Consider the following 18,890-nt stretch of genomic DNA (forward strand, 5'->3'; position numbering starts at 1 on the left):
CACACACCCATGGGAACTTCGCGGGGATGGCCAGAATGAACCTTGGCAAAACCTCCGGGCTCGGGGATAGATAGTCATTCTCAAATGAGCCTCAACTATCTCCCTGTTTCCGCCGACCTGGAGTTCGACTGCACGAACTATGAGACCATCTCGCAGTATTTGATGCAGGCGATCGAGGCAACCTTGGCGATGGGTAATCCCCACCCGTGGTCCGGTTACCTCGGCGTCACCAAGGCCGAAGTGGTGGTCGGAATCTGCGCCTTCAAAACCCCGCCGAATGAAAACGGTGAGGTGGAACTCGCATGGTTCACCTTCCCACCCTACGAACACCGCGGCTATGGCACGCAGATGGCGACAGAGTTGATCCGCATCGCCCAGAGCCATCGGGACCAGGTCTCACGCGTCATCGCCCACACCGAACCGGCACGAAACGCCTCTGCCAAGATCTGCGAGAAGCTCGGCTTCACCCTGCAGGGTGAGTATGATCACCCCACGGATGGAACCGTCTGGTATTGGACGAGGGATCTCGCCTGAGCCCGCGGCTCACTTTCTGGGCACTGCCTTCACCGCTCCAACGGAGATTCCTCCATCCACCAGCAGCGTCTGCCCGGTCATGTAGGCGCTCGCATCGGATGCGAGAAAAACCAAGGTGCCATCCAAGTCACCAGGCGCTCCCGGGCGCTTGAGAGGGATGCGGTCGGTCAAGTAATCGACCCATCCCGCATCCTCGTACATCACCGCGTTCTGCGCGGTCTTGAACCACCCGGGAGCGAGGCAATTCACGGTAACCCCGTGCTTTCCCCAATCATCAGCAAGGCTCATGGTCAGTTGCTTCACGCCTCCGCGGCTCGCGCCATACGGAGCAAGGCCTGCATAGCCGTTCACACAGGTCACCGACCCGATGTTGATGATGCGGCCGTAGCCTCGTTCCACCATCCGGCGGGCGATAGCCTGGGCAGTGAAGAAGACACCGCGGAGATTGGTATCGAGAATCAGGTTCCAATCTTCCCACGTCACCTCCAGCGCAGGCTTTCGGACATTGCAGCCGGCGTTATTCACGAGGATATCAAGCTTCCCCGCAGCAGCCCACGCGGCTTCCGCAGCAGCTTCAATGCTCTCCTTCTCGCGCACATCGAGAACAACAGGCCAGGCCTTTCGCCCCATCACCTCGATCTCGGCGACTGTCGAATCAAGCGACGACAGCGTGCGACTCGTCACCACGACATCTGCACCTGCCCTGGCGAGAGCCAAGGCAAAGCCCTTCCCAAGGCCACGGCTCGCGCCGGTCACCAAGGCCGTCTTTCCGGTAAGATCAAACAGGTTCATTCAATTATCGCGTTGTTGCACCCAGCGCTTCATGTGGAGATCCATCTCTGCCATCAGGTCGCTGAGGCTCTCCATCTGCACCTCGAGAGGCATTCCATCCAACTTCGTCTCCACCTCACCTAGCCGTGGCAGCATGCGCTGATGATACTCATTGGCACAGGATGAGCAGAAGAAGCGTGGCTCCGAGCCCGGCCCTTCCAAGATGGAGGTCATGCTGTCGCTGGTCATCGCAGTGCCACCGCAAAAGCGGCAACTCGCCTTCCGCATGGCCTGCATGAAGGCCCTCTCCGGCCCGGAAAGGGAAGTCTCGTAGCATTCCTTGCATAGCTTCCGCGATGGACCGCCATCAGGACGGCAAACGTAGTAGTTACCACGCTTTTCGCCGCACTCCTCGCAGAGCTCCTGTCCCGGCGTTTGCATGCTTTCTCAGCTGGTCACCAGCACTTTCAAGGCCCCCGGAGCCTTCGCCTTCACGAAAGCATCCACGCCATTCTCGAGACCGACCGCGGCGGTAATCAGTGGCTTTACCCGGATGCTGTCGGAAGCGATCGCCTCCAGAGCTTCTGGATACTCTCCGGCAATCGCGCAGGAGCCGAGCACATCGAGTTCCCGGGTGACCACGACCTGCAAAGGCAGGGGCACGTTCGGCGAAAGATTTCCCACAAGCACCACCCGCCCCCCCTTCCGGACCGAACGGATCGCAAAATCCACCGTGGGCGCAGCACCCACGACTTCCATCGCAATATCCACCTCGAACGGGGCAAGCCCCGGTCCGCCAATCGCGGTCTCATCCGCTCCGAGCTCGCGCGCCAGCTCCAAGCGCCCTTCGTCCAGATCGACAGCGATCACTTTTCCGGCACCGGCACGCTTCAGCGCCTGGACGACCAGCAGCCCGATCAAGCCCACACCTACGACGAGCACCGTACTTCCCTCGAGATCGCCCGCCCGCCTCACCGCATGCAAGGCAACTCCCACCGGTTCGGCAAAGGCTGCTTCCTCAAAGGACAGCGCCTCCGGCAAGCGGTGCAGGATCCGCTGCGGCACCGTCACGTATTCCGCAAAGGCTCCATCTCGGCGGAACTCCGCACAAGCGACCCCCACCACCTGGCGGGAGTCGCAAAGATTCACGCGGCCCTCGCGGCAGTAGCCGCACTCGCCACACCACACCGTGGAATCGAAGGTGACACGATCGCCCGCTCTCCACGCGCTCACGCCTTCACCCGCCGCATCCACGATGCCGCTCGCCTCGTGACCCATCACCAGCGGCGGGATCCGCCTGCCGCTGCCGCCGTCCATGCCATGCAGGTCGCTGCCGCAGATGCCGCAGGCTTTCACCCGCAGTCGCACTTCGCCAAAACCAGGCTGGGGCTGCGGCAGATCCACCACCGCCAGCTCGGACGGTGCCACGAGTTGCAGCGCTCTCATCACTTGCTGACGCGTTCGAGATCCCTGACTTCCACCTTCGCCCACCAATCCTTGAAGGCATTGATGAAAACGTAGTGATCCGGGTCTTCCTGATAGATATCCTGGGCCTCCACGGATTCAAACGTGAAGGAAGTCGCATAGTCCCAGGACTGGTCGATCACCGGGCGCTCCATCACCTTGGCCGGCACGGCCCAAAAGCCGCTGACCAGTCCCTTCACCTTCAAAAGGTCATCAAGGCCCGCTTCGAAAGCCTTGCGGTCAGCCTCGTTCTTCCGCTCGTCCTTCAGCCAGAAATACACATGGTGTTCCATACGGCCGCTCGTTTAACGGCAGCCACGAAAGGGAGCAAGCGCGCGGCGCGCATGCAGTTCCCCGCATCCACGCCGCCGGATCTTTCAAGCTCAGCGCTTCTTCCGCAGGAAAGCCGGGACGTCGAGGTCTTCACCCTCGAAGAGGCTCGGGGATGCTCCTTCGAAGCGACCGCGCGGACCGCCATCGAAGCTCAACTCACCTTGGCCTTTTCCCGTGCCACGCGCTTTCGCGGGTGCGGCAGGCTTCTCCTCAGCGGCAGCTTCGCCAATATCGGTGAAAGCCTCGTCGAGATCGTCAAATACCCCCGGGAGGATCACCGGCTTGCCTTCCGCCTTCGGCTCGGATTCAGGCTCCGGTTCCAAGCGGGTTGCCTCCACCGGTTCGTCTGCGGCGTCGTCCTTCGCGGAAACTTCGAAGAAAGCAGGCTCCTCATCTTCTTCCTCCAGAGCCTCGGAGACTTCCTCGGCCACCTTGAAATCATCGTCGTCGATCGAGATCTCCTCGTTCGTAACGAAGGTCCCCGATACCGAAGCCGCGGCGGAAATTCCCGCGAAGTCTTCTTCGGAGGTGTCCACGGCCGCGGCCTCGGGAGCGCTATGATCGATCGAGAAAGGAGAGCTCTCCGATTCAGCAAAAGGGGTGTCGTCCTCGACAACCGCGGCAGGCTCCGGAGCCGGTTTGGTCACCGTGGTGAACTCCGCAATCGTCGGAACCGGCTCGTCCGAAAACAGGCTCGCCGCAGTCATGGCCGGCGCGACTGCCTTCCGTTCGCGGGGCGGCGGCGGGGCGGCTACTGCGACCGGTTTCTCCTCCTCTTCCGGCTCATCCACCGAAAAACCCACCGTCGGCTCCAGCAAGGCAGGCTTCTCCAGCGGCGAGGTCCGCTGCGCATGCAGGCGATCCTCCGGCAGGGAGCTCACCATCGTGATGCTCAGGTAGTCGCCCATGCTCGGATCGACTGCCGCGCCAAAGAGCACGTGCGCCTTGTCCGGGACGTGCTTCGAGAGACTCTGCATGAGCAATTCGATCTCGTAGAGGGTGAGGTCTTCGCCACCGCAGAGGTGAACCAGCACCGTCTCGGTATCGCGCAGCAGTGCGCCTTGATCGAGCAGCGGGCTGTTGAGGGCATTGCGCAGCGCCTTCTGCGCGCGGTCCTTGCCGCTCGCAATGCCCGAGCCGAAGAGACAGCGGGAGCGCGTCGTACGCAGCGCGGTCATCAGGTCGTCCAGACCGACATTGATCAGGCCCGGGCGGATCACCAGGCGGATCACCGCCTTGATGCTCTCCGAAATCATGCGGTCCGCCGCGGCGAAGGCTTCATGGATGCCTTGCTTCGCCAGCACCAGATCGCCCATGCGGGTATTGTCAAAGGTCACCAGCGCGTTGGAAAGCACGGCGAGTTCATTCAGCGAGGTCTCGGCCTGCTCACGGCGGCGGCGGCCTTCAAAGCTGAAGGGCATCGTGGCAAAGACCACCACGAAGGCCCCTTCTTCGCGAGCGATGCGGCAAACAATCGGCGCCGCACCGGAGCCCGTGCCACCACCAAGACCCACGCAGAGGAAGACAATCTTCCGCCCCTTCAGCGCCGCACGCACTTCACCTTCCGCTTCGAGCACCGCCTGCTGGCCGAGCTCCGGATCACCGCCGGCACCGAGGCCCTTGGTGAGGTTGCGGCCGAGCTGGATGCGATCACGGGCGACCGAGCCGGACAACGTGCGGATGTCCGTATTGATCGCGAGCATTTCCGCTCCATCCATACCGTCCAGGACGACACGATCGAGCATGTTGGTCCCCGCACCGCCGAGACCGACGATCTTCACGGAGGACGATGGGATGGTATTTTGAGAGTCGCGTGGGAATTCGATCATGGCATTCGGATGGCGGGCTTGCCGCCGGGTTTAAGGAGTTATCGTGAAAAGGGCCAAAGGACGTTTCCGATTTTGCGCAGCACTCCGCGCTTGGGTTCGCGCTCGGCCTCGATGATCTGCGCGTAGCGGATCAGGCCGATTGCGGTGGTGAATTGGGGATCCTTGAAATTCGCTTGGACGCCGCTCAGCTCCGGTGGCTCGGGACGATACACGTCCCGCTTGAAGATATCGTGCGCCAACTCGCCGAAACCTCGCATCAGGCTGGTGCCGCCGGAAAGGAAGACTCCGGTGCCCACACGCTCGATGGCACCGGCGGGCAAACGCCGCAGGAGCAGCTTCAGGGTTTCCTCCAGGCGCTGGCGGATGATGTCATTCAAAAGCTGGCGCTTCACCTCGGCTTCCGCGAAGCCTTTTTCATCCGCCACCTTGATCAAGCCCACCGAACGCGCCGGATCCGCGGACGCATCGCCCTCGCGCACCTTCAGCACCTCGGCCTTCGAGAAGGCCAGGCCGGTCACCAGGTGAATGTCATTCGTGACGTGGTCGCCGCCCACCGGGATGCACCCGGAGGCTTCGATCGCGCCATCGAGATAAAGCACGTAGTCGGTCGTGCCGCCACCGATGTCGATCACCAGCGCGCCGCGCTCCTTCGATTCGCGGTCGAGCGCCACCTGTGCTGCCGCGATCGGAGAAAAGACGAGATCATCGATATCGAGCGGCATTTCCCGCACGCACTTGATCTGGTTCTCGATCCGCGAACGGATGCCATGGATCACATGGAAATCTGCGTCCACCGTCTTGCCGGAAAGCCCGATCGGTGAAGTCGCATGTTCGAAACCATCCACCCCGAAACGGCGGATGATATGGTGCAAGTAAACGTGATCCGGCGGAATTGCCACCGCGCGGGCGATCTCCTTTGCCTCCTGCACGTGCGGCGGCCCGATGACATTCTCGTCATCCGGCAAGCGGAAGCTGCCGCGGTTGTTCACGCCTTGGATGTGGGCACCCGTGACGGCCAGATACACACTCCCGATCTCCACATCGCTCGCGTCCTCCGCCTTGACCAAGGCATCCTTCACACAGGCACGCACCTGCGGGAAGTCATAGATCTCCCCCTTCTTCACGCCGACGGACTTGGATTGTCCAACGCCAAGGATTTTGACGGAGCCGTCGGACTTCACCTCTCCGACCACCATGCAAATCTTGCTGGTGCCGATTTCGAGGCCGACGTGGATCTTCGAGCGTGCCATTGGAGGGGAGTCAGCGGTTGAGGAGGTCTTGTACGTCGCGGGAACGACGCTCGGCGGGAGAGCTGTTGTGAGGCGCCTCAATCATGATCGCGCGGGGCACCGTACTCCCCCGCAGGACCACGGGTATGTTGCGTTCAGGGATCAGTTGGACCGAGGCAATTTGCTGCGAATTTTCACGCGCGTGCTTCAGGATCGATTGGAAGTCGTCCATCTGGCGCTTGTGATCGCCTAGGCCGAAATAGGCACTGATGCCCTCCCGGGTGACCAGCTCCAAGGACCAGCTCTTGTTCTGGCGGAGCGAATACACCCAATCGGCCGCACCGGGAATCTCGTCGCAGGCTACCTTGTAGAGGCGGACCAGGCGGTCGAATTCGGGATGCTTCACCGGCTGACCTGCCTCCAGAGGCTCGCCGCCCTCGCCAAGGTAGAAAACCGGCAGACGTGTGGCTTCCGTCAGAAGCGCGGGCGGACAAGGAAACGCCACGCCGGAACGATCCACCAGCAAGCCCTTCTTGTCGTCGTGTGCTTCGATTCCCTGGGTGGGGCTGGCAACCCATGCATAGGGCTCGCGCGCGGCCACTTGGACCACCAGCGTTCCGGGGAATTCCCTGCGGACATTGGCCGTGGCGATCTCCGGCAGATCGCGCAGCTTCGACTCGATCTCCACGGCATCGCAATCGAAGAGGCTGCCCTTGAGATCGATATTGGCAATCTCCACCAACCGGCGTTCGTCGATCGCCGGATTCGGAGTCATCTCAATCGACTGCAGGCGAAACTCCTCGTTTTCGACGAGCCCGTGCTGGATGCCGATACGGATACCCCACACCGCTGCCACCCCCAGGGCCACCAGCATCGCCAGGCGGGCGCAGCGGCGGCACGCCTTCAAGAAACCGAACCACAGGATGCGTGGCGACACGACGCTGGCCTGCAGTTGGATCAACTGCCGGCTGTGACGGACCTTGGTCGTGCGTTTCTTGAACATGTGGTGGGGAGTGGGGAGGGGTGAAACAGCTTACTTGGAGCGGATCGCCAGCGAGAGCTCGGCGATGCGCAGGCAGAGCGAGGTGAAGTCGATCCCGTGGGCGGCGGCGGACTTCGGCAGGAGGCTTGTCTCAGTCATGCCGGGAATCGTGTTCGCTTCCAGCACGAAAGGATTGCCATCGGCATCGAGCAGCACGTCGACACGGGAGTAAACCTCCACGCCCAGCGCGCGATGCCCGGCAAGCGCGGCTTCCTGCACGCGGCGCGTGGTCTCCGCATCCAGATCGGCCGGGCAATAGTAGTCGCTCCCGACACCGCCCGAAAGCCACGGATACTTGTTCGACATGTCGTAGAAGCCATCCCGCGGGGCAATGTGGACGATCGGCATGGCGACATCGTCGAGGATACCCACGGTGAGTTCTTTTCCTTCCACGAAGGACTCGACCAGGATGTCGTTCCCGTACTTCGCCGCGGTTTCCATCGCGGGCAGCGCCTGCGCTTCTTCCTTCACGATCGTCACGCCCACGCTGGAGCCTTCACGGGGAGGCTTCACCACGAAGGGCACGGGGATGAAGGGAAGACGTGGACCACCCGAAACATCCACGATCTCGGAGCGCGGCGTCGGCACTCCGGCAGCGAGGAACTTCTCCTTGGCCAGATTCTTGTCGAAGGCAATGCGGCTGCTCGTCAAACCGGCACCGGTGTAGGGAATCCCGCGCTCCTCGAGGATCGACTGAAGCTGGCCATCTTCACCGAAGGTCCCGTGGATCACGTTGTAGGCCAGGCCCGTGCCCTCCGGCAGCACCAGGTCGGTGGAAGTCACATCCACGCCGACGGCATTGCATCCGGCAGCCTGCAGCGCCTTGAGCACGGCCTTTCCGGAAGCCAGCGAAACCTCGCGCTCGGAGCCGGGGCCGCCCATCAGGACGGCGATGAGGAGATTGTCAGGAATCATGGGAAAATTTCAGAACGTGAATTCATCTTCGCCGAGGACCTTCACCTCGGTTTCGAGTTCGATACCGCGGGTTTCGCGGGCGCTGGTCTTGATCCTTTCGATCATTGCAAGCACTTCGCTTGCCGTCGCGCCGCCGCCATTGACGATAAAATTGCCGTGCACTTCCGAAACGCGGGCCCTGCCCTCATTGCAGCCCTTCAGGCCAAGCTCGTCGACGAGTTTGCCCGCGGGCACTTCGGTCGGATTCTTGAAAATGCAACCGGCACTTGCCGCTACCGGCTGGCTGGCCCGGCGTTTCTGGCGAGAAGCATCCCAGCGCTCCTGGATCGACTCGGCACTGTCCGGCTTGCCGGTGAAGGTCGCCTGCAGCGCGAAGTTGCGGCGGAGTTCGGGGACATCGCGGTAATTGGCCACGATCTCCTCGCGCGAACGTTCACGGATCTCGCCATCCTCATCGAGGAAAGTGACGGACACCACTTGGTCAAAAGTCTCCGTGCCCATCGCGCCGGCGTTCATGCGCAGCGCGCCGCCCACGTTGCCGGGGATACCTTCCATCCACTCGAAGCCACCGATGCCCGCTGCCTGCGCCACGCTTGCGACCTTTTTCAGGCGCACGCCGGCACCGGCAATGATCTTGCCATCCTCGGCACGGCATTCGGAAAACGCACCGCCTGCCGGATGAATCACCGCTCCCCGGATACCACCGTCGCGCACCAGCAGGTTTGAGCCTCGGCCAACGACACGCATCGCGACACCGCGCTCGCGGCAGTAATTCACCACCTCCGCGAAAGCCTCGAAGGTATGGGGCTCGATCCAATATTGCGCCGGACCGCCGACCAGCATCGTGGTGTGGCGGCGCATCGGCTCGTACAGGCAGCCATCGATGTCGTCCTTCGACGCCAGGTGCAGCATTTGCTCAAGGATCTTCAGATCCGCGGCGATACGCGTGCCGACCTCGTGAACGTTTCCGGCACCCAGCGTGATCAGCAGATCGCCCGGCTCCAGCTCATTGCCCACCGTATGATGGGCCGTCGCCAGATCGGGCAGAGAAACAACATGATCACCACCCTGGCGCCTCGCCGCTTGGACGATCGTGTCGCCGGAGATCCCCGGGATCGGCAGCTCGCTCGCAGGATAGACGTCGCTGACGAAGACCTTGTCCGCGGCGTGCAGCACCTTTCCGAAGTCTTCGGCCAGTGCCTGGGTCCGCGTGTAGCGGTGCGGCTGGAAGAGCACGACAACACGCCCCGGCTTCAGGGAGCGGGCTGTCTGCAGGGTCGCCGCCAGCTCGGTCGGGTGATGACCGTAGTCATCCACGATCCGGATGCGCGACGAGAGATACTTCGTTTCGAAACGACGCTTGGCTCCGGCGAAAGAATTGAGCGCGCGCGATACCAGGCGGAAGTCCGCGCCGAGACGGTCCGCCGTCGCGATGCAGGCCAGGGCATTCAGCACGTTGTGGCGGCCGGGGATGCCCAGCTCCACATCGCCGAGGATCTCGCCATTGCGAACTACGGTAAATGCCGTAGCTCCGCGCAGCTCGCGGATCTCCGCGGCGGTGTAGTCCGCACCGGACCAGCCATAGCTCACGGATTCCTTCGCCTGCGAGCCCACCTCCGTCGCCACGGCGCATTCCTTGCAATAGACCACCGGACCATCGGTCTGGCTTACCAGCTTCGCGAAGACAGCCTTGATCTCATCGAGATCCTTGTAGTGGTCGAGGTGCTCGGCCTCGATATTGAGGATGATCGAGCAGCCCGGACGGTAGAGCGCCAGGGTACCGTCGCTCTCATCCCCCTCAGCCACCATCCACTCGCCTTCTTCGGACCAGCGGGCGTTGGCACCCAGCACCGGGATTTCCGCTCCGACGTAGTGGCTCGGCTGGATCCCTGCCTCACGCAGCGAATGCGCGACCATCGAGGACGTCGTCGTTTTTCCGTGCGTGCCGGAAACCACGATTCCACGGCGCGTGTGCAGGATCGCCGCGAGACACTCCGCGCGGCGCAGCAAGGGAATGCCAGCTGCCTTCGCCGCCGCGTAGGCCGGATTCTCCGGACGGATTGCGGAGGAATAAACCACGAGATCCGCCCCGCTGACCGCCTCGGCCGTGTGGGGTGAGGAGAAATTCAGGCCGATGCGCTGCATGCGCTCGGTTTCGTCCGAAGTCACACGGTCGGAACCGCTGACACGGTGCCCCATCCCAAGCAGCAGCAGGGCCAGACCGCTCATGCCCGAGCCTGCCACCCCGATCAGGTGGATGCGCAGCGGGTGGTCGCGGTCGGTCAGCTTGGGGCTCAGGTCGTTCATTTCCGGGAAAGGGTCGCTTGGATGGCGTCGCACACTCGCGCCGCGGCATCGGGCACGGCGAGCGAACGGGCCGCTTGTGCCATGCGGTCGCGGGTTTGCAAGTCGCTCATCAGCGTTGTGACCCGCTCCGCCAGTTTCCCGGCATCAAGCGCGGATTCCTGCTCTAAAAATGCAGCGCCTGCGGTCGAAAAAACTTCCGCGTTTTTCGTCTGATGATCGTCCGCAGCGTAAGGAAAAGGCACCAGGATCGAAGGCAGGCCGAGAAAGGAAAGCTCGGTCATGCTGGAAGCCCCGGAGCGGGAAAGCACCGCATCCGCCACGGCATAGGCGGAAGGCATGTCGTCGCAGAATCCGATGACGTGGTAGCCCTCGCGGCCACCCGCTTCCTCTTCGACCCGCTGCTGGTCCAGCGGCCCCGCGATGTGCAGCACTTGGGTTCCCGCAGGAAAGCTGGTGAAAGCTTGCGCCACCAAGGAATTCAGCCGCCGCGCGCCTTGGCTTCCACCGGTGACCATCAGGGTCGGGCGATTGGGATCGAGCCCGAATTTTGCGGCAGCCTCAGCCCGGCTCGGCAAATGCCGCATCTCCGCACGGACCGGTGTGCCGGTCTGCACGACTTCCCGGGACCCAAAATATTTCCGGGCGGCATCCCAACCGATGAAAACCTTCTGGCAAAACTTCGCCGTCAGGCGGTTTGCCTTGCCGGGCAGCGCATTGGAATCGTGAACAAAGGCCGGGAGCCCCGCATTTTTCGCCGCCCACGCCGGAGGCAACGAAGTGAAGCCCCCCATGCCAAGCACGGCGTCCGCCTTGAACTCCTTCAGGAGACCGCCACAGCGTCCCATCGTTCGCCACAGCTTCCACAGGAAGGGCAGCATCTTCGGCGAAAAGGTCGCCGGCTTGCCGATCGCGGGGATCGTTTCAAATTGATACTGAGTGTATTTCCGCCGGGCCTCTTGGTCGATTTTCTTCTCGGAAACCAAGAGCAAAACCCTGCCTCCACGAGCCGTCCATTCCTCCGCCACAGCCAAACCCGGGAAGAGATGCCCTCCCGTTCCACCACACGCAATTACCAGCGACGCTTGTTCCATAATCCGGTGCCCCGGGACCACCGGCCATCGTGCCGCGCGGCCACGACAAAGAATGCAACATTTCTTGATTATCAGGCAATCTCGAAAACGGCTTCAATTCGCGATTTCAGGGTCAAAATCATTGAACAAAACCCGGGCCGGAGACACCCCGGAAAGAGAGCTCAGCGCCACCCTCACGCGACCGCTCAAAAGCGCCTCGTTGCGCCGATTTTGGGAATAACATGGGCAAAACCCACGGATTATTAAGGTTTTCAAAGAACGAATCGGCTACCAAAACCATCAATGCAACATTACCAATTTCGCATTTTGACTGGTTTCCAATGCGTTAAAGACCCAAAGAAGCGCTCAGACCGAAGGTCCGAAAAAGGAAATCATAACTCATCCTACGTGATTGCGTCATCCGAATCGTCTTGTCCCCTGAGAGCTATGGGTGTTGGATGACGCCGTTCTCCGGAACGATCCGCTGCCCAAGGATTCCCCCCGATCGGAAGGCTGCGGATTCAGACGAACCGACCGACGGATGATCCCCCGTAATCCTAGGCCGGTTCGCCAGCAACGCCGGCCCTGATCCCCAGCCCCCCGAGGAAACAGAGCCGGAAGCTTTTCCAGTTAGTGTGTGTGTTAGTGTGTGTTGTCAGCCGCCCGGCGGGTCACTTCCCCCGATCCGCCGGGCGGACTGTCAGAAAGGGAGACCTTGATTTCCCCTGGCAATAGGGCCGCTGCCCGATGCCGTATTCACCGGATTAAATTACTCGGAGAACGGCTGTTCCGCCTTCAAGGCCGGAACACGAAAGCCAAGTCCGTGGTCGCTACCAACTCCTCCACCCGCATCCGTCGCGGCGTATCCTTCCCCGTCCAGCTCTCAAGGAAGAGAAACTCTTTCCGTCCCGCATTGTAGCCAACGACCACCGAAGCATGCAGCGGAGCATCGTCCCCGGGCCACGAAGCCCGCTCGGCGCTTGACGCAGGATCAGGCAAGGTCGCCGTCGGGTGCTTGGAAAACTCCCGCATGAACTTCGTGTGCAGGGCATTTCGCTCCGGAGAGTAGCGCCGCCAGACGATCACCGGAAAACCGGCGCCCAGAGCCTTGGTCGCGGCAGCCGGATCAAACTTCGTGGAGCGATCCAGACCGTAGCCCGCCTCGGCCGCCACTGCATGGTAGAGCTTCACCAGATTTGCCCCATCGGCCCGGCCGGTGTTCTTGAAGCCGCTCGCCACCGCCAGCCAATCCTCATCCAGATGCAGGCCGAAATGCCGTGCCGCCATCGCCAGGGTATTCAATCCGCAATAGGGCCGATAGCCCTGCGGAATTGGCCGCAGGCCGGGAAGCGAAACCGTCCCGTCATCTTCGCGGGAAACTCCTTTAGCCAGCTTTCCAAGTTTTTCCCGGGGCGGCATCGCCGAGATGGAAGGATCCATCCATTCTTCCACCGGCAGCTTCTCCGGCGTGATGAAGACTCTCAACAATCGATTTTCTCCGGCAAGCAGCCGGATCCTGCGACCGTCCTTTTTCCATTCCTCAACCGGCATCCGGAGCCCCCGGGTTCGACCGATCCGTCCCTCCTCTGGCTTCGCATCACCACAGGCAGCCGCGATCGAACTTTTCAGGCTTACCTGTGAATCGGTGTAGAGCTTGGTGAATTCCGCCTGCTTCTCGGCAAGGCGGATAGCGATTTCCTTCCGCATTTCCCGGCGGCTCAAGCCATCCGGCATCTCTTCATCGAAATAGCCGAAATAGGAGCCCGCATCGACAAAGGTCGCCTCCAAGGACTCCAGCTTGCCTTCGCGCTGCACGGAGCGCAGCAGGATCAACTCTTGGCCGAAGAGCTTCGGCCGGGCCCGGAGATAAGAAATCTTCGCGTTGGAAACCTCGCCCTCTTCCATCCACTCACCAGGCAGCTTCTCGCTGCCATCCCAAATCCCGGACGAGAGCAACGACTGTGTGAGATCTTGCCCGTTGAGTGGGCTGTCCTGATTGAGCAAGGGCCCCGTGATGGAATTCGGGATCGCCCAAGCAGCCCCACACACGAGGGATCCTGCCGCCAGAAGCATCGCGAGGGACATCGCTTTCATCCCGGAATGGATAGACCCGCCGCGAAAAAATCCAAGCGAGGAGACACCTCCTCGGCAGTAGAAAAGACTCAGGTCGCCTGCAATGCTCCTCTTGGTGCCTCAACCGGGAGGCACCCCTGCCTCCTCACCCAGCCTGTTATTTTCCGTATTTTTATCAGGCGGAACAGGCTGGCTCCGGCCACCTTGAAAAACGGCCAGACGAACCGCGAACGATGCAGGGCAAAGCCCGCCCTTGCCCGCGGGCCGGGGACCGTCTAAAGCCGCCGCATGCACGGATTTGCCTACCGCCATGGCTCGCTGCACTGCGAGGACGTCAATCTCCAGACCCTCGCCGAGGAGCACGGCACGCCCCTCTACGTCTACTCCGCGAACACCATCCGCGATCATTACCGCCGCCTCGACCAGGCGCTCGGCTCGATCGACCACGAGGTGGCTTACGCGGTGAAGGCTAACTCGAACCTCTCCGTGCTGCGTCTGCTCGCCGAGGAAGATGCCGGCTTCGACATCGTCTCGGGCGGCGAACTCTTCCGCGTGATCAAGGCTGGTGGCAATCCCGCCAAGTGCACCTTCGCCGGCGTCGGCAAGACCCGGGCTGAAATCGAGTATGCCCTGAAGCAGGGCATCTACTCCTTCAACGTGGAGAGCGAGGAAGAACTCCGCTACCTCAACGAAGTGGCCGGCGACCTCGGCGTGATCGCCCCTGCCGCAGTCCGCGTGAACCCGAACGTGGACGCGAAGACCCACAAGTACATCTCCACCGGCAAGTCCGAGAACAAGTTCGGCGTCGATTTCGATCTCATCACGGATGTCTACGCCCGCGCCGCCAAGGAGCTCGCAAACGTCAAGCTCCGCGGCCTCCAGATGCACATCGGCTCCCAGCTCACCTCCATCAAGCCCTTCATCGAAGCAGTGGAAAAGGTGGCCCCGCTGGCGATCCATCTGAAGAACATCCACGGCATCGAATTCTGGTCGATCGGCGGTGGCATCGGAATCGTCTATCACGATTCCCTGAAGTCCGGTGACCCGCAGTGGTGGGCCTCCAAGTCCGAGGATGAGCGCCCGCTGACCATCGCCGAGTATGGCGAAGCCCTCGTCCCTCGCCTGCAAAACCTCGGCCTGAAAATCCTGCTCGAGCCCGGCCGCTACATCGTCGGCAATGCCGGCGTGCTCCTGACCCGCTGCCTTTACGAAAAGCACGGCACCGCGAAGACCTTCAAGGTGGTCGATGCCGGCATGAACGACCTCATCCGCCCGGCCCTCTACGAAGGCCACCATGAAATCGAGCCCGTAAAGCAACCCGGCGAAGCCCGCCGGAAGGTGGATGTCGTCGGCCCGATCTGCGAAAGCGGCGACTTCTTCTGCCAGGACCGCGAACTCGCCGACTTCCAGCCCGGCGAAGTCGTGGCTCTCATGAGCGCCGGCGCCTACGGCTTCGTGATGGCTTCGAACTACAACTCTCGCCCCTTGCCTGCCGAGATCCTTGTCGACGGCAGTGCCGCGCGCGTCATCCGCCAGCGCCAGACCCTCGACGATATCATCGCCGGGGAAGTCTGAGCTCCTGCAGATCATTACAGCCGGGGCACTCCGCCCCGGCTCCTTGACCGGAATTGGCGAAAGAATCGGTCAAGACAGCCCTCGCCGGAAAGATCACCTTTCCGGCGAACCCATTTCCGGATCCCTCACGTCCGTGCGCCACTATTTCCAACTGCACCTGCTGGTCTTCCTGCTGGCGACCACGGCAGTCCTCGGCGAGCTGATCTCCCTGCCCGCCGCAGGCCTCGTGATCTGGCGGACCGCCTTCGCATTCATCGGCGCGATGGCCTGGGTGGGGCTTGCGCAACGGAAGTCGCCTTGGCCCGGCAAGAAGACCGCCGCCGCCCTCTTCGGAATCGGCATCTTAGTAGGCCTCCACTGGATCTGCTTTTTCGGTGCGATCAAACTGGCGAACATCTCCATCTGCCTCGCCGGCCTCGCAACGATTTCCCTTTTCACCGCCTTTACCGAGCCCTTGCTCGAGAAGCGCCGAGTGCGCCCCTTCGAGGTCTTTTTGGGACTATTTGTCGTCGCGGGCATCTGCCTCGTCGCAGGCTTCGAGCGCGGGCGATTGCTAGGCCTAGGGGTGGCACTCTTGAGCGCCTTCTTTGCCTCCATCTTCCCAGTCCTTAACCGGCGCTTCGTCACCACCGGCAACGATCCAACCCTCATGGTCGGCTGGGAAATGGCGGGAGCCTGCACCGTGTCGCTCCTGCTCTTCCCTTGGGTCGGCGGCGGCGTATCCCTCTTGGATTGGAAAGGCCTCGATTGGCTCTGGCTTCTGCTCCTCGCATGGGTCTGCACCATCTTCGCGCACGGTTTCCACATCCGCCTGCTCAAGCACCTCAGCGCCTACACGATGAGCATGGCTTTCAATCTCGAGCCCGTCTACGGGATCCTCGGCGCCGCCTTCCTCTTCGGAGAGCACAAGCAGCTGCATCCCCTTTTCTATGCCGGGATGCTCACCATCCTCGCCGCAAACGTGCTCCACCCCCTGATCTCCCGCAAACTGGGCAAAGCCGTTCCCCCTCCCGATCCGGAAGTGGCCCCTTGATCTCTCACGAGCTTACCTTTCAAAGGCCAGGCCGCAGGCCTTTAGCCGAACGGATTCAAAGGGCTTACCTCTGGCAGTAGATACAGCTCGTCAGGATACGCGATGCTTCCGCCAAGATGCGGCCCGGATTCAGATCAAATCTCTCGCTGAAAAGCGGATTCTTGAATCTCCCGGATAACTCGACAGCCAGGATTCGCGAGCGCCAGACCCATAAAAAAGGGCCGCGGGAAACCGCGGCCCTTTCCGGAAAAACCGGAGATTAAATCAATATTCGTAGTTCAGGTAGAAGTTGAACTGGCCACCGTTGTCCGCGACCGGATCCGGGCTCTCGATCGGGAAGGCGTAGTCGAGGGCGATCGGCACCGGGCTGATCGGCAGCTTCAGACGGACACCCACACCAATGTCATGGTAGAGGTCGCTGGCACTGAGATCCCAAGAATCGGCGTTCACGAAGCCGAGGTCGTAGAAGACCGCCGCGCGGACGTTGTCGATGATCGGCACGGTGTATTCCGCGGAGAGGAAGCCGAGCGACTGGCCACCCACCACTTCACCCGTCACCGGGTCACGCGGGCCCACGTCGCGGAACTCGAAGCCGCGCAGGGTCCGGCCACCACCGAGGAAGAGGCGGTCGAAGACCGGCACGTTGCCATCGGTCGCATCCACGAAGGCAAGTTCGCCATTCACGGAGAGAACCGAGTCCCAACGCAGGTTCCAGTATTTCTGGCCGGTAAGGGTCAAACCAAAGATATCCACGTCACCGCCGAGGCCGGTGCCCGCGAGAGTCGCACCAATGTCGATCTTCTCACCCTTGCGGGTTTCGATCGTCGCATCGCGGCTATCGTAAACGAAGTTTGCGGCCAACGCGCTGCGGAGGAAGTCGCCGTCATCCTGCAGGAGGAGGGAAGGAGGACCACCGTTCGCCACCGACTTCTTGGAAAGGCTCGCCACGGCGGGGTCAAGGTCGACGCTCACATTCTCCAAGCGGTAGCCGAGACGGATCGAGGATTTCTCACCGAGGGGCTTGCGGATGAAGACTTCAGCACCGGCGTTGGTTTGCTCGTAGAAGTCCGAGTAGTATTGGGAATCCTTGTAGAAGAGTTCGCCACCCAGCGCGAGCTGGCGGTCCATGAACCACGGCTCGACCAGCGAGACGCTGAAGTCGGAACGCTCGCTACCAAGGCGGAGGTTCGCCGCGAAGCGCTGGCCACCGCCGGTGAACGACCAGGGATTCATGATGTCGAAGTTCGACTGCTCGAGGTTCACGAAGCCCACGATGCTATCGATCGAGCTGAAGCCGATACCGGCGGAGACGGAACCCGTGCGGCGCTCTTCGACGAGCACGTTGATGTCGCGGTAGCCACCGCGGCCAGGCTGGGCATCCACATCCACGCTGCTGAAGTAACCGAGGCCTTCAAGACGGGACTTGGCGGTCTCAAGCTCCACGGAGTTGAACGGATCACCCGGCTTGAGCGGCATTTCGCGGCGGATCACCTTGTCCTTGGTCTTGGTGTTGCCCTCGATGTTCACGCGGCCAACGCTGTAGCGGGAGCCTTCGGTGATCTTGTAAAAGATGGTCACCTTGTTCGGGCCGGCATCCTTGATGTCCGGGGTGACCAAGGCGTCAGCATATCCGCGGGAACCGTAGTAGCTGCGGATCATCTTGATGTCGTCCCGCATCTTCTTGGAGGAGTAGCCGTCGCCGCTGTTCAGGGTCAGCGCGGGGTAGAGTTCCTCGGGCTTGAAGACCGTCATGCGGCCGAAACCGACACCTTCCACGGTGTATTTCTCGCCTTCGTTGATCGGGATCACCAGATCCACGCGGCCATCACCGACAGGATCGCGGCGGGCACCCGGGCTGCTGGCGCGGAGATATCCGCGGGTGCGGTAGTAATCGAGAACAGCTTCCACGTCCTGATCGAGCTGCTCCACTTCGAAGCGACCGGACTTGCTGATCCAGGAGAACCAGCCCTTTTCCTTCACCTTCATCTGCTTGCGCAGGGTGCGGCTGTCGTAGGTGTTGTTGCCCTCGAAGCGGATCTTGCGGATCTCGTTCTTGCCACCTTCCTCAATGATGAAAATCAGGTCTTCGCCCTGGCCGGTTTCGCTCGGCTGGGTGCGGTGCGTGATGGTCACGTCCGGGTAGCCGTAGCCGCGGTAGTAGGTCTCCAGATTCCGGCGGGCGGAAAGGATGGCTTCGTCGCTGAGAGCGCCACCCACCTTGAGCTTGGTTTCCTTGGCCAGTTTCTGGTCGCTGAAGATCGTGTTTCCGGCGAAGCCCACCGCGACAATCGTGCCACGGGTGGTTACCTCGTAAATCACACGGATCGAATTGCCATCCGGTTCGGCAAGGACGCGGACGTCATTGATCAGGCCCGATTGGTAGAGCGAACCGATGTCGTTGTTCGACTTTTCGGTGCTGTATGCCTCGCCCTCGCGCATCGAAATGAAGCTGCGCAGGCGGGCTTCATCCACGGAGGCAGAGCCCGCGAAGCGGATCACCACCGCCGACACGTTCTTGCCTTCGACATCGCCCTGGGCCTTCACCGGGGTGGCGGCAAATCCAAGGAAAAGGAGCGCCGCCAGAGCGAGCCGCTGTGCGAGCGAGGCCCAGCCCCGATTATTTAGGAGGGGTAAAATATCCATGTGTGTCGGCTAACGGAACGCATAGAACCGTTTTGGGGCCGGGGGCGTCAAGGGGGATTGCGGTTTGCGGAG

15 protein-coding genes are annotated in these 18,890 nt (G+C 61.8%); 3 read left to right on the forward strand and 12 right to left on the reverse strand.

Annotated elements, in window-relative coordinates; genetic code table 11:
- Positions 1 to 84: 84 nt before the first annotated feature.
- Positions 85 to 534 (forward strand): GNAT family N-acetyltransferase, encoded by a 450-nt coding sequence (locus HHL09_RS06865; RefSeq protein WP_169453829.1) that lies wholly within the window; start codon positions 85 to 87, stop codon positions 532 to 534.
- Between the two features lie 9 nt (positions 535 to 543).
- On the opposite strand, the gene HHL09_RS06870 is transcribed toward HHL09_RS06865, so the two are convergent.
- The 11 genes from HHL09_RS06870 to HHL09_RS06920 form a co-directional block, all read right to left on the reverse strand.
- The gene (locus HHL09_RS06870; RefSeq protein WP_169453830.1) at positions 544 to 1,326 is read right to left on the reverse strand and encodes an SDR family NAD(P)-dependent oxidoreductase; all 783 of its coding nucleotides are present in this window, start codon (positions 1,324 to 1,326) and stop codon (positions 544 to 546) included.
- Positions 1,327 to 1,746 (reverse strand): hypothetical protein, encoded by a 420-nt coding sequence (locus HHL09_RS06875; protein WP_169453831.1) that lies wholly within the window; start codon positions 1,744 to 1,746, stop codon positions 1,327 to 1,329. It abuts the gene before it with no gap.
- A gap of 6 nt (positions 1,747 to 1,752) precedes the next feature.
- The gene (locus tag HHL09_RS06880; RefSeq protein ID WP_169453832.1) at positions 1,753 to 2,751 is read right to left on the reverse strand and encodes a zinc-dependent alcohol dehydrogenase; all 999 of its coding nucleotides are present in this window, start codon (positions 2,749 to 2,751) and stop codon (positions 1,753 to 1,755) included.
- Positions 2,751 to 3,062, reverse strand: a complete 312-nt coding sequence (locus tag HHL09_RS06885; RefSeq protein ID WP_169453833.1) for a Dabb family protein — start codon at positions 3,060 to 3,062, stop codon at positions 2,751 to 2,753. Before HHL09_RS06885 ends, HHL09_RS06880 begins: the two co-directional genes overlap by 1 nt.
- Positions 3,063 to 3,152: 90 nt before the next feature.
- Positions 3,153 to 4,931: a cell division protein FtsZ gene (locus tag HHL09_RS06890; protein ID WP_169453834.1), complete on the reverse strand. Its 1,779-nt coding sequence runs from the start codon at positions 4,929 to 4,931 to the stop codon at positions 3,153 to 3,155.
- A 38-nt stretch (positions 4,932 to 4,969) separates the two neighbouring features.
- Positions 4,970 to 6,181 carry a cell division protein FtsA gene (ftsA, locus tag HHL09_RS06895; protein WP_169453835.1) on the reverse strand — a complete coding sequence of 404 codons (1,212 nt, stop codon included), beginning with the start codon at positions 6,179 to 6,181 and terminating at the stop codon, positions 4,970 to 4,972.
- A 10-nt stretch (positions 6,182 to 6,191) separates the two neighbouring features.
- Complete coding sequence (locus tag HHL09_RS06900; RefSeq protein ID WP_169453836.1) at positions 6,192 to 7,163, reverse strand: cell division protein FtsQ/DivIB; 972 nt, start codon at positions 7,161 to 7,163, stop codon at positions 6,192 to 6,194.
- A 30-nt stretch (positions 7,164 to 7,193) separates the two neighbouring features.
- Positions 7,194 to 8,117, reverse strand: coding sequence for a D-alanine--D-alanine ligase (locus HHL09_RS06905; protein ID WP_169453837.1), 924 nt, complete (start codon positions 8,115 to 8,117; stop codon positions 7,194 to 7,196).
- Positions 8,118 to 8,126: 9 nt separating this feature from the next.
- Positions 8,127 to 10,424: a UDP-N-acetylmuramate--L-alanine ligase gene (gene murC / locus HHL09_RS06910; RefSeq protein WP_169453838.1), complete on the reverse strand. Its 2,298-nt coding sequence runs from the start codon at positions 10,422 to 10,424 to the stop codon at positions 8,127 to 8,129.
- The gene (gene murG / locus HHL09_RS06915; protein WP_169453839.1) at positions 10,421 to 11,515 is read right to left on the reverse strand and encodes an undecaprenyldiphospho-muramoylpentapeptide beta-N-acetylglucosaminyltransferase; all 1,095 of its coding nucleotides are present in this window, start codon (positions 11,513 to 11,515) and stop codon (positions 10,421 to 10,423) included. The genes murC and murG overlap by 4 nt, the downstream gene beginning before the upstream one ends.
- Before the next feature lie 774 nt (positions 11,516 to 12,289).
- Entirely contained in the window at positions 12,290 to 13,588 is a 1,299-nt protein-coding gene (locus tag HHL09_RS06920) for a C39 family peptidase (RefSeq protein ID WP_169453840.1), read from the reverse strand.
- Positions 13,589 to 13,855: 267 nt separating this feature from the next.
- On the opposite strand from HHL09_RS06920, the gene lysA reads away from it, so the two are divergent.
- Both lysA and HHL09_RS06930 read left to right on the forward strand, forming a co-directional pair.
- Positions 13,856 to 15,142, forward strand: coding sequence for a diaminopimelate decarboxylase (gene lysA, locus HHL09_RS06925; protein WP_169453841.1), 1,287 nt, complete (start codon positions 13,856 to 13,858; stop codon positions 15,140 to 15,142).
- Positions 15,143 to 15,275: 133 nt separating this feature from the next.
- Positions 15,276 to 16,175 carry a DMT family transporter gene (locus HHL09_RS06930; RefSeq protein ID WP_169453842.1) on the forward strand — a complete coding sequence of 300 codons (900 nt, stop codon included), beginning with the start codon at positions 15,276 to 15,278 and terminating at the stop codon, positions 16,173 to 16,175.
- 264 nt (positions 16,176 to 16,439) lie between these two features.
- Here the strand turns inward: HHL09_RS06930 and bamA are convergent, their stop codons facing one another.
- Complete coding sequence (gene bamA / locus HHL09_RS06935) at positions 16,440 to 18,818, reverse strand: outer membrane protein assembly factor BamA (RefSeq protein WP_169453843.1); 2,379 nt, start codon at positions 18,816 to 18,818, stop codon at positions 16,440 to 16,442.
- Between the last annotated feature and the right edge of the window lie 72 nt (positions 18,819 to 18,890).

Source organism: Luteolibacter luteus, from assembly GCF_012913485.1.
Classification (GTDB): domain Bacteria; phylum Verrucomicrobiota; class Verrucomicrobiia; order Verrucomicrobiales; family Akkermansiaceae; genus Haloferula; species Haloferula lutea.

Coding starts and splice junctions, on each gene's coding strand:
- ftsA (WP_169453835.1), bottom strand. CDS start 6,181: ATGGCACGCTCGAAGATCCACGTCGGCCTCGAAATCGGCACCAGCAAG.
- murC (WP_169453838.1), bottom strand. CDS start 10,424: ATGAACGACCTGAGCCCCAAGCTGACCGACCGCGACCACCCGCTGCGC.
- HHL09_RS06890 (WP_169453834.1), bottom strand. CDS start 4,931: ATGATCGAATTCCCACGCGACTCTCAAAATACCATCCCATCGTCCTCC.
- HHL09_RS06870 (WP_169453830.1), bottom strand. CDS start 1,326: ATGAACCTGTTTGATCTTACCGGAAAGACGGCCTTGGTGACCGGCGCG.
- HHL09_RS06880 (WP_169453832.1), bottom strand. CDS start 2,751: ATGAGAGCGCTGCAACTCGTGGCACCGTCCGAGCTGGCGGTGGTGGAT.
- bamA (WP_169453843.1), bottom strand. CDS start 18,818: ATGGATATTTTACCCCTCCTAAATAATCGGGGCTGGGCCTCGCTCGCA.
- HHL09_RS06920 (WP_169453840.1), bottom strand. CDS start 13,588: ATGAAAGCGATGTCCCTCGCGATGCTTCTGGCGGCAGGATCCCTCGTG.
- HHL09_RS06900 (WP_169453836.1), bottom strand. CDS start 7,163: ATGTTCAAGAAACGCACGACCAAGGTCCGTCACAGCCGGCAGTTGATC.
- HHL09_RS06905 (WP_169453837.1), bottom strand. CDS start 8,117: ATGATTCCTGACAATCTCCTCATCGCCGTCCTGATGGGCGGCCCCGGC.
- HHL09_RS06875 (WP_169453831.1), bottom strand. CDS start 1,746: ATGCAAACGCCGGGACAGGAGCTCTGCGAGGAGTGCGGCGAAAAGCGT.
- HHL09_RS06865 (WP_169453829.1), top strand. CDS start 85: ATGAGCCTCAACTATCTCCCTGTTTCCGCCGACCTGGAGTTCGACTGC.
- lysA (WP_169453841.1), top strand. CDS start 13,856: ATGCACGGATTTGCCTACCGCCATGGCTCGCTGCACTGCGAGGACGTC.
- HHL09_RS06885 (WP_169453833.1), bottom strand. CDS start 3,062: ATGGAACACCATGTGTATTTCTGGCTGAAGGACGAGCGGAAGAACGAG.
- murG (WP_169453839.1), bottom strand. CDS start 11,515: ATGGAACAAGCGTCGCTGGTAATTGCGTGTGGTGGAACGGGAGGGCAT.